Below are 14,333 nucleotides of genomic sequence, written 5' to 3'. Positions count from 1 at the left end.
TTGATAATTGATAATTGATAATTGATTTATTGTAATGAAAGATTGGTGGCAAAATACTTTTCCTCAAGGACAGCAGAAAGTAACAATTACTGATAGTCAAGGTTATCCCGTACAAATTGCCTATGGTGAAAAAGGTACGGGTAGACCTTTATTTTTACTGCATGGTATTGGTAGCTGGAGCTATAATTGGCGACATTTGATCGAACCTTTATCTAAATATTTTCGAGTTATTTGTTTTGATGCTAAAGGATTTGGATTTTCTGAGAAACCTTTGCATCGCGAAGAAACTACAGGTCATCAAGTAGTTGAATTACAGCGCATTATCAAATCATTATGCGATGAACCCGTAGCAATATTAGCAGAATCTTTGGGAGCTTTAATTGCGCTTGCTTTTGCTGAAGAATACCCTGAACTCGTTTCTCGATTAATCGTTGTTAATGTTCCAGTGTTTGCCAAAAAACTTCCTCATTGGGGTATGTCCGTACTCGCAAAAACACCTCTTGAATTAATAGAAACAATTGACAAATTACGTTTAAGCTACCTCTTTGCACCATTAATTAGAGAAATTATGGCAATAGAAAGACGTAACGTCCTATTTGACCCTTCTCTTTTGACTCAAGAAGATGTATTTTGGATAACTTACCCTTATATCGAGTTCCCCGGTACTTTTCTCAAAGTTGCTCAAGAATTACAACTTGCTGCACGAGAAATTGAGCATAATCAAAATAATCAACCTAATTGGTTGAGCAAAATTCAGGACAATTTAATTAATATTCAATGTCCTACATTAATTATGTGGGGAGAACAAGATAGCTGGTTCAAGATTGAAGACGGGATAAAACTGCATCAGCTTATTTCAAATTCTCAATTTCAAATTCTTAATGACTGTCACCATGATGCTTCCAGTGGTGCTGCGGATGCAATTAAAATAACCACTGTTGATTTTTTAAAAACTACAAAATTTTTATAGGAAGGGATTGTAGTAAGGGTAAGGAAGGCAAAGAAAGCCTGCTTTACCCATCAAAAACTACCCATAAAAATAAGAGTGGGAGGATGCATACCACAAGCATTCACTCCCACTCTTACATTTGCCGCTGAAGCGTTCAGGAATACGTACAAACACTGCCTTGATTTTGGGGGCTGTTTTTGGGTCAACGCAACATTTGTACGCGGTTGGTATTCCTAATGCGGCAAACTAAACTTAATTTTTCTAATATTTTGGATGATTGACAATTATCTATTTGACCTGTTAGGATATATATCCCATTCAGAAAAAGATAATTTGTTTGGTAAAAAGTGTATCACCATCGGTTATTAAAGTGATACACCCTGATAACAACACCCTTGAAGTCGTTTATCTTGATTAAAGATAACTGACTAAATCGCTAGTGAGTTGCCATTTTGGCAGGTTTTATAATTTATTTTAAAAAGCAGGCAAGAATACGGTTGATATCGTGTTTAATATAGATATTTCTCGGACTCTCAATCTCGTTCCTAAGCTCCATCCAGGGAACACAATTTTAAAGGCTCTACTTAAACGTAAATCCAGCATTCGCGCAAGGATGCTGTAAAGCACTTCGCGTTTGAATTCGCAGGATTTATATTTAAATTCGCTCAAATATAGCTTTCTTGTTCCTACAAAGAGAGAGCAGTTGGGTGTGAAGCTTGCACCTAAGCATACAAAAAACACGCATCTCGAAGGTAAGTTCGCGAAAGCGTGGAATAATGGGCTTTTGCTTTGATCGGAATTAATGCTTTAAAACTAATTACTACTTATGTAACATCGAGGACAAGGAATTCTGTTTGCGAATATCCATAATATCCGCTAAAGAATCTTGATTATTTTGATTAGGTTTAAAACTATGTTCGGGGGGTAAAACTGTAACCACAGGTTTTGGTTGCGGCTTTTGCGGAGGGACAGCCATTATAGGAGTCCTGCGTGTGTGGGACACGTAAGCAGGTGTTTTCCTTTTTGGTAAACGTGCTTCCATTGCTTGATAGCGTCGCTGTGATAAACGTATTTCATCGCGACTAATAACACGTTTGATAATTTTTTTTTGTCTGGGACGATTAATAAATCTTAAAATTACTAAGCATCCACTAGCGCAACTAAGAGCGATAGCAGCTACCATCCATAAGGGTATAGGCTCGTTGCTTTCCACAGCCTCAGCAGGTGACTGTGGTAGTGCAACTTCAGTTTGTAACGGTTCCGAATCTTTGCGTTTTAGATTTTCATCAACATAGCCCAAACTGTATATTGATAGCGCACCTCCTCCCAAAAACATCAACAATACACCAGTCAAAAATAGCCAAGGGTAATGCGTGAATAAATATATTGCTACATTTTTAAAGCTATTTATTTTTTTTGTTGATTCGTTCTCTGGAATAGGTGTTGACTCTTTGACTTTGGACCGCTCCTGCTGTACACTCTGATTGTTTTCCATGACTTTTTTCAGATTTGTACTTCTCAAGATATAGATTGTACTGGAGTAACAAGGTTTCATGTATCCGTAATCAATCTAGGAATTTAAGTAGTCTTTTTTAGAAATTTAGACTACTTAATCCATTAGTTATTAGGAAAATATGGGTGCTTAATGCTACTCGTGTTTTTCTGGGATTGAGCTTCTTTGCAAAGCGAGTTGAATCAATTGATCGACTAACTCTGGAAAAGAAACACCGCTGTTTGCCCAAAGCTGCGGATACATACTTGTTGAAGTAAAACCAGGCAGAGTATTGATTTCGTTGATCAAAACTTCTCCGGTCGCTTCAACGTAGAAGAAGTCTACTCGTGCTAATCCGGCGCAGTCAAGGGTGGTAAATGCCTGTATTGCTTTCTCTTGAATTTGTTGAATTACGGAATTAGGAAGCGGTGCCGGTATCAGTAAATCTGCCCTACCAATAGTATATTTAGTTTCATAGTCGTAAAAGTCACTTTCGTAAGTAATTTCACCGATGATGGAAGCTTTCGGGCTGTCATTTCCTAAAATAGCGCATTCAACTTCCCTTGCGGTAACTCCAGATTCGACAATAATTCTGCGGTCGTAACTTGCTGCACTATCCAAAGCGGCTTCTAATTCGGAGCGCGATCGCACTTTGGCAATACCGACGGACGAACCTAAGTTAGCAGGTTTGACGAAACAAGGATAGCCCAAAGTTTGCTCTATGTCATCGCATTTGGCAAAAATAGTGGACTTTGACCAAATTTCCTCTCTAGTTAGCGCCATATACTTAACTTGCGGTAATCCAGCTTGAGCAAATATGGATTTCATGCCAATTTTATCCATACCCGCAGCGGAACCCAACACCCCGGAACCAACAAAAGGAACCTGCATCAAGCTCAACAATCCTTGAATTGTACCATCTTCACCGTTTGGCCCGTGCAAAATGGGAAACCACACATCAATACTTTCCGCTTCTGCTGGGAATTGCCAAAGATTAGATTTAGAATCACAAGATAACGCTTCCCCCGTAGATAAAACCTGACTTGCGACATCGGGACCTTGCCAAGCACCATCTTTTTTAATATAAAAAGGCAATAATTCGTACTTATTAGCGTTTTCCTGTGCATTTATAGCTTCTGCGATCGCTCTTGCTGAAACTATAGAAACTTCATGTTCTCCAGAACGACCACCAAAAAGCAAACCTACCCGCAATTTTGTCATGTTGAATACTTATAAATCGTCACTAATTGCAGATAGGGTATCACAACCTGATAGTATTGCTGTATTTTTTTGATTACATAATTAAACAACAAAAACCCAGCCATAAAGACCGGGTTTCTGAAGGTTACATATAAAGTAGGGGTTATAGTTCCCCAGGTAAATATAGGATTCTGCCATAATTTGCTCATCTAAGATAGAATACTAATCCGAAGATGTCAATTCCGGAAAGTTAGAAATTTTTTTGGGAAGATTTTTGGGAATGGAATATTTTCTTTGAATCGCAACGCTTTTGAATGTACCATTATCTTTTCTAATAAACAACATTAGTATTTTAGGTGTTGTCTTTGGGGGCTACCGTCCAATCTTCAAACTGTAAATCAGGTATGCGAGAAAAATCTTGTTGATTCCGCGTTACCAAAATACCATTGTGAGAAATGACAATTGACGCTATTCGTAAATCTTGCGTACCAATACGAATTTTTTGACGCAACAATTGAGAATAGCAATTAGCAGCTTCTTGCGTAAAATCCAGTACGTTGATAGTTTTAAAATCCTCTAACGTTTCATGTAATTGCATATAAGCAAGTACTGATAATTCTTGTGAATTAGCTCTTCTAATCCGATTCAACCTTCCATACATCTGTTCCTCAAATGTAATAATCGTTACAGCTAATTGTTCTTTAGGTATGGCATTTACACGTTGACTTATTAATGGATGCGCTCTTTGAAAAAGGGACAGAGTATCCGTATCAAGTATCCAAAGCTTCACTTGACTTCTTCCTCTGCATCTAATTGCCGATAATATTCTTCCATTTCTGCATCTAGTTCGCGTCGATATGCTTCAATATCCGCCAGCATATCATCAAATTGTGGGTCATCCTTATACTTGCCCGCAAACTTCATCCAAGGATGTTCAGTTGTTGGTGATTCTATCTCTTGGGTAACTATTTCTACATTTTTTAATCGATTTTCCATTAATTCATGCAAATTATTGATTGCTTCTTCTTTCGTTGTCGCAAATACCTGACAATCTGGTAAACCCCAAACTGTTGCTTGATATCCACCTTCTTTGGCTTCAATTAATATTGAATAATTTAGTTTGTGAGTTTGGGCAGTATTTTTGATTAAGTTAGTAGTCATATTTAAGTATTTATAGGGTGCTTTGGGCTGGAGTCATATCTTTGTTTCATTTTAATATCTCTTATTCGCCGTAACGCACCATCTAATATCAAATTGTTAAACCAACCAAACCTAATAATTTATGCCAATTATCACCCAACCAAGCAGTAGTTTTACTTAAATGAGGCTGAAGTTTTTCTATGGCACTAGCAAACCCTTCAGCTTTCTTAGCATATTTTAAAGCTCGGTTTAATGCTTCACCCACTTCATCTTTATCTGGCTGTGGTTTTTTTATTTCTTCCTGGGCATCTGCAAAGGCATTTTCTATTTTACGACGGTCTGAGGTTTCTAATTTTGCAATTATTTCACGTAAAGCGGTGAATTCTGCTTGTATATCGACGCTTTCAGGTGCGGGTAAACTAACTTGTTGATAATTTATGTTGGCAGTGTTGCTGTCTCCTGTTTGAATTGCACTACCAGTAACGCTACCCCCAATCGAAACTGAACGGTTTTGCGAGCCTTGGTTATTGTTACTCATATGATTATTCTCAGATTTTGTCGGGTTTATTGACTGTTGCTTTTGATAGCTGCGTCGCCGAATTTTGATTTGTGGGGTTGCATATTCGGGAATTCCCTGTAAATCAATGGCAGTACAACCCATATCAAAACAATCTTGATAATTTCTCTCGCTAAATAAAGCTGTATAAAAACCGACACTAAATTTAATCGCGGCTCTATCGCCAATCGCTTGATTCATCCCCACCACACAATCAATGTGTTGGTGAATAGCTGCGGCTTGTTCCTTGCTATAACAAGCATTGAGTAAAACACACTCTACTTCTTCTTGGAACAAATCAAATAGCTTTACCAGGGATTGAGTACTTACAAGTTGTTGGTGTCCGAAATTATCTTCCAAGGCTAATCCATCAGTACCAGAACCATGTCCGCAAAAGTGAACAATTGTTGGTTGATGTTGAGATAAGAAGCGGGTTAAATCATCCACTTGTACGGCAGATTCTGTGATGATTTCAAATTCATTTCGATGGGGAGATAGTTGCAGCGTGTTTTTGATTTCTCGCACTTCTTCATCCAAGCGGAGATTACTTGTATTTTTCGGGTTTGCGGAGAGGATGAGGATTTTTTTCATGGTGTTATTTGATAAGGTGATGTGTTGCGGTAAATTAAAGAGAGAATTTTTGCAATATCATGCAGATCGAAAGGGGATAATAAAGATGAACCAAGCTATTAAACCCAAAAATGCAACAAATTAGTACCAACGAATTACCCGAAAATCTTCAGAAACTACTTACAGAAGTACAACGTACTAAAACACCCTTAACTGTTACCCATGAGGGCAAACCATTAGTAATTATATCTCCTGCGACAACTCAACCCAAACGTGCCACTTTTGGAGTAATGAAAGGAAGCGGGGAAATTTTAGGAGATTTAATAACTCCAGCAGTTCCTCTTAGCACCTGGGAAGTGCTTCAGTGAAACTTTTACTAGATACCCACATCTGGCTTTGGTATCTTCTGGGTAACGAACATCTATCTACCAATCTCAAAACTGTAATTGTAGAGGAAACAACCGAGCTTTGGCTTAGTCCTATTAGTATCTGGGAGACTTTAATCCTAGCAGAAAAAGGACGAATCTCTTTACAACCTGATGCAGTTACATGGATAGATTTAGCCTTACAAACTCTAGAAATTATTGAGGCTCCCCTCGTTCATCAAATTGCTATTTTAAGTCGCCAGATTGAACTACCGCACCAAGATCCAGCCGATAGATTTATTGCAGCTACAGCAGTTCACTACAATTTGATATTAGCTACAGTTGATAGCAATCTCACGGGTGTTTCTTGGTTGCAAACATTAAGCTAGCCGAAAACTAATCCATCAGTACCAGAACCATGTCCGCAAAAGTTGTAGGTTGGGTTAGACGCACGAAAAGATTTAACAAACAACCAATTATTTTATATTGCGTCGTAACCCAACATCTGTGTTGTGATTCGATTTGAAATTACCCAATATAATTTTTTGAATGAAGCGCGTTGTTTTGTTGGGTATTTTATATTGTTTTGAGTTGAATTATTTGCTTTAATCTCTAAATTATGTTGGGTTTCTTACCTCAACCCAACTTACAAACTAAGTAGGTTGGCACTAATAAATCTAACTATGTAACGAAAAGTAAAAACCCTAAAACGATTGAGATTGCGTCGTCGTGCCTCCATTCCCGGTGTAGGGAACACTCCATGTTCAGCTTGCTGACTCGTTAGAGTAACGGCTTCGGACTTTATACAATTATATTTATTCACGCCGACTTACTTAGGTACTAAAACAACATCACCAAATTTATAATTGATCATATTCAGCGTCTTCAGGATTATCCCAAATTTTTTGCAGTGTTGGTTCGGAAAGCTTTGTAGCAGCTAGGGTAAGGTTATAATCTTCATTTTGCTCAGACAAGGAATCAATAAAATTTTCAACCAGCACCACTTGTTCCGGAACTAGCTGACGTATTTTTTCAATTAATCTTTGTTCGGGTATTTTATTAACTTGCATTGTTTTATATCCCTATTGAGGACTTATTTTCTCATAGAATTTCGCTTTTATGTTTTTATAATAGCGGCGTTGCACTTTCTAGGGTTGAAATATAAAAATTGATTTGTTACCAATCAAATTTAGGGAGACGTTGCAATGCAACGTCTCTACATTATTAATCAAACACCCACAACTTCCCGCACTTCCACAGCTTCCCCGGTCAAGCTAAACGGACGCACTACGGTAATTTTCACTTTGACTATCTTCCCTTTAAGTTCGTTGATATCACCCGTGAAGAAGGTAAGACGATTTCCTTCTGTACGTCCCATAACTTGATGATTATTTTTAGGATTTTCGTCCTCTACCAGCACCTCTTCAATCCGTCCCATGTATCGTTGCGATCGCTCTGCGGCTTTGATATTTACCAAGTTATTCAACCGCTGCAATCGATCGCTTTTAACTTCTTCACTCAATTGTTCTGACCACTCTGCTGCTGGTGTATGAGGACGTGGGGAATATGCAGCGGTATTTAATAGGTCGAAACTAATATCTTCTGTTAACTGCATCGTCTTTTGAAACTGCTCTTCCGTCTCCCCAGGGAAAGCAACGATCGCATCGGCAGTAATTGAAGCATCTGGCATATACTCGCGAATTTTATCGATGATTCTACGGTACTTTTCATGGGTATAACCCCGTGCCATGCGTTTCAAAACTTCGTTATCTCCCGATTGGAAGGGGATATGAAAATGCTCGCAAACCTTGGGTAACTCCGCACAAGCTTTAATTAATCGTTCCGTGAAATAACGGGGGTGAGAAGTAGCAAATCTGATTCTTTCAATACCCGGTACATCGTGGACGTAATAAAGCAAGTCAGTCAAAGTATTCTCGCGACGACCTTCTGAAGTTACACCCGGTAAATCTCGTCCGTAAGCATCAATATTTTGACCGAGTAAAGTAATTTCCTTATAACCTTGTCTACCCAACTCTTCCATTTCAGCACGAATTGCTTCTGGTGTCCGCGACTGTTCTACCCCCCGCACGCTGGGGACTACACAATAAGTGCAGCGTTCGTTACAGCCGTAAATTACGTTTACCCAAGCCGTGACCTGACTATCCCGACGCGGCTTGGTGATATCTTCCATAATATCCACTGGCTCAGTTGCGACAACTTGGCTACCATCAAACACTTGATGCAGCAAATCTTTTAAGCGGTTCGCGTGTTGGGGTCCCATGACCAAATCTAATTCTGGAACCCTTCTTAATAACGTTTCCCCTTCCTGCTGTGCTACACAACCCGCTACAACCAAAGTTAAATCTGGCTTTTGACGCTTTCGTCTGGCTTGTCTGCCGAGATAAGAATATACTTTGTGTTCGGCATTATCGCGGATAGAACAAGTATTACAAATAACTACATCTGCATCGTATTGATCTTCCGACCACTCAAAGCCCATGTCTTCTAGGATGCCAGCCATACGTTCCGAGTCGGCTTTGTTCATCTGGCAACCGAAGGTCATAATATGGTATTGGCGTTTGGTGGTCATTGGTAATTCGTTTGGGTATATAGGATTTACAGTTTCCATTATCAATTTTAATAAAGTACTTTGGGTAAATAAAATTATCGAGACTATAAAAAGATGGAAGAAATACTTATTTGCATCTTGATTATATTAGCGGGTTTATTTTCAGTAGCAGCTAGTTATTTTATTAACTGGGATTGGTATTTTAACAATTATCGCGCTCGATTCCTGGTTAAAATAATTGGTCGTAAAGGCGCACGAATATTCTACACGGTTTTCGGATTGTTCCTCATTGGTATGGCAGTCGCTATTTTACTCGGCAGTTAAAAGTTGATTTTATTGGCGATCGCTCTCTTCGCACTTTTTCTTGTACTACAATGTAATACGAGATAGGTTCTACGTGCCGCGATTTATCGCTTTACTCCCTTCCCGGTGAAAGATTTACCTATAAAAAAACCTTACTAGAGCGCAGAGTACGCAGAGGAAAGAGATAGCGAAAAGTGCTGTCTTGGGGAGCCAAAGAAGGTGCGGAGGTTCCCGTAGTACGAGAGAAGTAGCGTGGTTCCCCCCCATGAGCAACTTTTCAAGACAAGAGAGATAGGTAATTATAGAGCGGAAAGGGAGTAATCATGGAAAACACAGATAGCAATATTCAAGATGGGGAATATATAGCTTATGAAAAGATACCCGAAAATATCAATCAATGGAATTACTTTGAATAAAACCGATTGGGTAGTGACAGAAAAGATTCACGGTGCCAATTTTGGGATTATGACGGATGGCTATGATGGTAGAGTTAAATAAAGCGTCGCAGAAGTTAGTTGATGATTATTTTAAATAACCTGATTAAATAATCTGAATTTGATGCAGGTTTTGACGCAGTACCTTTAAATTCACTAGGTGTTTGACGTTGCCATGAGTAAATTAGTTGTGATTAATTTAGGCAATGGCGAGTTGGAAAAAGGATTCGAGCAAGTTACCGCTCGATTGTGGGAAGTGGGTAATTCCCTTCCAGAGCAGTTCATTGGCTCCTTACCTCCAGCACCAGAACTTGCTCAACTCTATAGAAATTGGCGGCTAAATTATCAAAGTTTGTTCGATCTTAGGCTGCGTACTCGTACATTTTATGAAGATGACGAAATAGAAATTGAGGTCACTGGTATTACCAATGTTTCTAGCATTGACTTTAATAATTTAAGTACAGGATTACAACAATATCTCAATAATTGGCTAAAATCTGTAGAGTTTCTTAATATTGACCGTAAATTACGTTCGGCATTAAACTCAACAGAAGAAATACGAATTATTCTTGAAACTAATCATGCATTGCTACGGCGATTACCTTGGTATTGCTGGGATTTTTTTGATGATTATCCCAAAGCCGCAATGGCTCTTTCTCAACTTGAATACCAACGCATTGCAAGCTCAAGACAGCCAAAATTTCCCAGAGATAAAGTGAGGATTTTGGCAGTTTTAGGCAACAGTAAAAATATTGATTTGGAAGCAGAAGCTAGATTTCTCGAAAGCCTGCAAGATGCACAAGTGGAGTTTCTTGTTAAACCTTCACGGAATACATTTAACAATTACCTTTGGGATTCAAAAGGTTGGGATATTCTGTTTTTTGCAGGTCATAGTAAAACGGAAGAAGAAACGGGACGGATTTATATTAATGAAAATAATACAGATAATAGCTTAACTATTGAACAGTTAAAAGAAGCTCTTAAGCAAGCAATTGAAAAAGGTTTAAAATTAGCAATTTTTAATTCCTGCGATGGGTTGGGATTGGCTGATGAATTGCAAAGATTGCATATTCCTACAGTGATTGTGATGCGGGAGCCAGTACCAAATCTTGTTGCTCAGAAATTCTTTGAGTATTTTTTAGACTATTTTGCCATTGAGCAGCTTCCTTTATATTTATCAGTCAAGCAAGCACGCAAAAGATTACAAGGATTAGAGAATGAATTTCCTGCTGCTTCTTGGCTACCCATAATCTGTCAAAATCCTGGTGTAGCTCCACCAGTTTGGTTGGATTTAGGTCGTCATCCTACCAAAATTAGTCCCTACCGGGGTTTATTTGCTTTCCGAGAAGAAGATGCACGGTTCTTTTTTGGGCGGGAAACTTTCACCCAGATGTTGGTGAATGCGGTGCAAAATCAACCCTTTGTTGCGGTTGTTGGTTCTAGCGGTAGTGGCAAATCTAGCGTTGTGTTCGCTGGTTTGGTAAAGCGTCTGCGAGATACTGGGGAATGGTTTATTATCGACTTTCGTCCGGGTGAAAGACCTTTATTTAATCTTGCAACTGCGATTATTTCCCAGCAGGAAGACAACCTCAGTCGTACCGAACGCTTGCGAGATATTAGAAACTTTACTACCGACTTACAACATTGCGAGAATGGTTTACGGGATTTGGTAGATAATATCCTTTCGGAAAATCCCAATGGTTGTTTTTTGCTGGTTGCTGACCAATTTGAAGAACTTTATACTCTTTGTAGAGATTCCCAAGAACGCAAAGCATTTTTAGATAGATTGCTAGAAGCAATAAGTCATAGTCATAGATTCACTTTAGTCATCACTCTGAGGGCAGACTTTCTTGGGCAAGCACTGTCTTACCGTCCCTTTGCTGATGTATTGCAGTATGCAGACTTAAAACTTGGCCCGATGACCTACTCCGAACTGCAAGCGACGATAGAAAAACCTGTGGAGTTACTAGGAGTAACAATCGAGGATAAACTCACCGAACGTATCTTATCAGAACTAAATCCGGGAAATTTACCTTTATTGGAGTTTGCTTTAACTCAGCTATGGGCAAAACAGCAAGATGCTCAGTTAACCCACGCTGCTTACAATGAAATTGGTGCAGTAGAAGCGGCATTGGCTTGTTATGCTTCGGAAGCCTATAACCAGCTTAACTTTGAAGAAAAAGAAAGAGCGCAGCGGATTTTTATCCAACTGGTGCATCCCGGTTTTGGAACGGAAGACACCCGTCGTGTAGCCACCTTAAAGGAAATAGGTGCAGAAAATTGGAACTTGGTGACTCGCTTGGCTGATGCTCGTTTGGTAGTTACGGGATACGACGAGAAAACGAATTTAGAAACCGTGGAAATAGTTCATGAAGCGCTGATTCGCAATTGGGGACAACTACGAGAGTGGATGCATCAGGACAGAGACTTTCGCTACTGGCAAGAGCAGTTAAGGGTAGCGATGCTTACTTGGGAAAGTAGCGGTTGTGATGAAGGAGCGCTGTTGCGAGGAAAGCCACTTACAGATGCCCAAGATTGGCAGAATCAACGTTTTTTGGAATTGAGTTCGGTGGAAAGGAGTTTTATTCGGTTGAGTGTAAAATTTCGAGAGCGCGAGAGCAAAAACAAAAAGCGCAGAAGACGATTTACTATTTATGGACTTTCTGTTGGCTTGGTTTTAGCCTTGAGTTTGGCGGGGTTGGCTTGGTGGCAATGGCGAAATTCGGTAAAGAATGAGATTAAAGCTCTTAGTGCATCCTCGGAAGCGTATTTAAGCTCAAATCGTGAACTAGATGCGCTTATAGCAGCAATAAGAACAAAGCGAAAATCGCAAAATTTAACTTGGATTAGTACAGATATTAAGAATGAGGCAACTAAAAATTTAGAACGGGCAGTTTATAGTGTAGTTGAATATAACAGATTGTCAGGACATGAGAAAGTCATTTGGGCGGTTGTTTTTAGTCCAGATGGTAAAACTATTGCTTCAGCCAGTGCAGATGGCACTATTAAACTCTGGAATCGCAATGGTAAAGAGTTAAACACGTTTAAAGGTCACAATAATGAAATTTGGGCAGTTGCTTTCAGTCCAGATAGTAAAACTATTGCTTCTGCGAGCGTAGATGGCACTATTAAACTCTGGAATCAAAATGGTAAAGAGTTAAATACTCTCAAAGGTCACAGTGATAAAGTTTACTCAGTGCAATTTAGCCCAGATGGTAAAACTATTGCTTCAGCCAGTGCAGATGGCACCATTAAACTCTGGAATCAAAATGGTAAAGAGTTAAACACGTTTAAAGGTCACAATAATGAAATTTGGGCAGTTGCTTTTAGTCCCGATGGTAAAATGATTGCTTCAGCCAGTGGAGATGGCACCATTAAACTCTGGAATCAAAATGGTAAAAAATTAAATACTCTCAAAGGTCACGAAGACAAAGTTTACTCAGTGCAATTTAGTCCAGATGGTCAAAAAATTGCTTCGGCAAGTGGAGATAAAACCGTAAAAATTTGGAATGTGTACGGTGGAGAATTAAATACTTTCCGAGGTCATAGCGATAAAGTTTGGCAAGTAGTATTCAGTCCAGATGGCACAAAAATTGCTTCAGCAAGTTGGGATAGCACTGTCAATATTTGGAATCATGATGGTAAGTTACTAAAAACTTTGGAAGGTCACAGCGATAGGGTGAGGGGGGTGGCTTTTAGCCCAGATAGCAAAACTATAGCTTCAGCGAGCGAGGACAAAACCGTTAAACTGTGGAAACTTAACAACGGTTTGTTTCAAGTTCTTAAAAATCATAACAAAGCAGTTATCGGAGTGCGTTTTAGTCCAGATGGCAAAACAATTGCTTCGGCTTCAGATGATACAACTATTAAAATTTGGAATCAAGATGGCAGTTTGCTTTCGACCTTAGAAGGACATGATGCTGGCGTTTTGGGGGTAGATTTCAGCCCAGATGGTAAGATAATTGCTTCAGCTTCGGATGATAAAACTATCAAACTTTGGAAATCGAATGGCACTTGGTTGCGAGACTTCAAAGGACATAATAAAGGAGTTTGGGGAGTCGCTTTCAGTCCAGATGGTCAAAAAATTGCTTCAGCAAGTATGGATAGTACCATCAAAATCTGGGATATTAACGGGAAATTACTTAAGACACTCCAAGGACATAGCAATGAAGTTAGAAAAGTTATTTTTAGTCCCGATGGTAAAACGATTGCTTCAGCGAGTTTGGATGAAACTGTTAAATTATGGAAAGTAGATGGTACTTTATTGCATACTTTACCCCATAAAGACTCCGTATTTGCAGTTTCCTTTAGTCCAGATGGTAAAACGATTGCTTCAGGGGGCTTGGATAACAGTATTAAGCTTTGGAAAGTTAAAGGTCAATTCGTAAAAAATTTCAAAGCAGACAGTGATGGGGTGAGGGGAATATCTTTCAGTCCTGACGGTAAAATTATTGCCTCAGCAGGGGGTGACAACAACATTAAACTTTGGAACTCTAACGGAATCTTGCTTGCAACCCTAAGAGGACATGAGCAAGGGTTAAGAGAAGTATCCTTCAGCCCAGATGGTAATACCATTGCATCCGCAGGTGAGGATAAGATAGTCATTCTGTGGGATAATAACCAAAGTGCGCTCATAGATCCATTGATACCGGGCTGCAAGTGGGTACAAGATTATCTGAAAAATAGTGCCAGTTTTGATAAAAGCGATCGCAATTTGTGTAATTGAGTGAAGCTTTTATTTTATTATCAAATCTA

At 39.2% G+C, this 14,333-nt stretch carries 11 protein-coding genes and 1 pseudogene; 5 read left to right on the top strand and 7 right to left on the bottom strand.

Going from position 1 to position 14,333, the window contains the following annotated elements; genetic code table 11:
* The first annotated feature begins 34 nt into the window (after window positions 1–34).
* Window positions 35–970, top strand: a complete 936-nt coding sequence (locus tag VB797_RS12095) for an alpha/beta hydrolase (RefSeq protein WP_323237933.1) — start codon at window positions 35–37, stop codon at window positions 968–970.
* A gap of 799 nt (window positions 971–1,769) precedes the next feature.
* Here VB797_RS12095 and VB797_RS12090 read toward each other — a convergent pair.
* The 5 genes from VB797_RS12090 to VB797_RS12070 all read right to left on the bottom strand — a co-directional run bounded on the left by VB797_RS12090 (window position 1,770) and on the right by VB797_RS12070 (window position 5,928).
* On the bottom strand, window positions 1,770–2,444 hold the full coding sequence (locus VB797_RS12090; RefSeq protein WP_323237932.1) for a hypothetical protein: 675 nt from the start codon (window positions 2,442–2,444) through the stop codon (window positions 1,770–1,772).
* Between the two features lie 153 nt (window positions 2,445–2,597).
* Window positions 2,598–3,662 (bottom strand): D-alanine--D-alanine ligase family protein, encoded by a 1,065-nt coding sequence (locus tag VB797_RS12085; protein WP_323237931.1) that lies wholly within the window; start codon window positions 3,660–3,662, stop codon window positions 2,598–2,600.
* A gap of 331 nt (window positions 3,663–3,993) precedes the next feature.
* Window positions 3,994–4,431 (bottom strand): type II toxin-antitoxin system VapC family toxin, encoded by a 438-nt coding sequence (locus tag VB797_RS12080; RefSeq protein ID WP_323237930.1) that lies wholly within the window; start codon window positions 4,429–4,431, stop codon window positions 3,994–3,996.
* Window positions 4,428–4,802, bottom strand: a complete 375-nt coding sequence (locus VB797_RS12075; RefSeq protein WP_323237929.1) for a type II toxin-antitoxin system HicB family antitoxin — start codon at window positions 4,800–4,802, stop codon at window positions 4,428–4,430. The genes VB797_RS12080 and VB797_RS12075 overlap by 4 nt, the downstream gene beginning before the upstream one ends.
* A gap of 88 nt (window positions 4,803–4,890) precedes the next feature.
* Window positions 4,891–5,928 (bottom strand): CHAT domain-containing protein, encoded by a 1,038-nt coding sequence (locus VB797_RS12070; RefSeq protein ID WP_323237928.1) that lies wholly within the window; start codon window positions 5,926–5,928, stop codon window positions 4,891–4,893.
* A 110-nt stretch (window positions 5,929–6,038) separates the two neighbouring features.
* Between VB797_RS12070 and VB797_RS12065 the strand changes: the two genes are divergently transcribed.
* The gene (locus tag VB797_RS12065; protein WP_323237927.1) at window positions 6,039–6,275 is read left to right on the top strand and encodes a type II toxin-antitoxin system prevent-host-death family antitoxin; all 237 of its coding nucleotides are present in this window, start codon (window positions 6,039–6,041) and stop codon (window positions 6,273–6,275) included.
* Entirely contained in the window at window positions 6,272–6,661 is a 390-nt protein-coding gene (locus VB797_RS12060) for a type II toxin-antitoxin system VapC family toxin (RefSeq protein WP_323237926.1), read from the top strand. Before VB797_RS12065 ends, VB797_RS12060 begins: the two co-directional genes overlap by 4 nt.
* A 471-nt stretch (window positions 6,662–7,132) precedes the next feature.
* Here VB797_RS12060 and VB797_RS12055 read toward each other — a convergent pair whose 3' ends face one another.
* Window positions 7,133–7,342, bottom strand: coding sequence for a toxin-antitoxin system, antitoxin component, Xre family protein (locus tag VB797_RS12055; protein ID WP_323237925.1), 210 nt, complete (start codon window positions 7,340–7,342; stop codon window positions 7,133–7,135).
* A 197-nt stretch (window positions 7,343–7,539) separates the two neighbouring features.
* Window positions 7,540–8,835 (bottom strand): annotated as a pseudogene (gene miaB, locus VB797_RS12050) (tRNA (N6-isopentenyl adenosine(37)-C2)-methylthiotransferase MiaB); the annotation flags it as partial.
* A gap of 120 nt (window positions 8,836–8,955) precedes the next feature.
* Between miaB and VB797_RS12045 the strand changes: the two are divergent.
* Entirely contained in the window at window positions 8,956–9,165 is a 210-nt protein-coding gene (locus VB797_RS12045; protein WP_323237923.1) for an immunity 17 family protein, read from the top strand.
* 588 nt (window positions 9,166–9,753) lie between these two features.
* A complete protein-coding gene (locus tag VB797_RS12040) occupies window positions 9,754–14,304 on the top strand; it encodes an eIF2A-related protein (protein ID WP_323237922.1) in 4,551 nt (1,516 codons plus the stop codon).
* Window positions 14,305–14,333 lie beyond the last annotated feature (29 nt).

This window comes from Rivularia sp. UHCC 0363 (assembly GCF_034931125.1).
Lineage (GTDB): Bacteria > Cyanobacteriota > Cyanobacteriia > Cyanobacteriales > Nostocaceae > Rivularia.
Note: the sequence above shows the minus strand (reverse complement) of the source record. Positions and strands in the feature narration are given on the sequence as shown.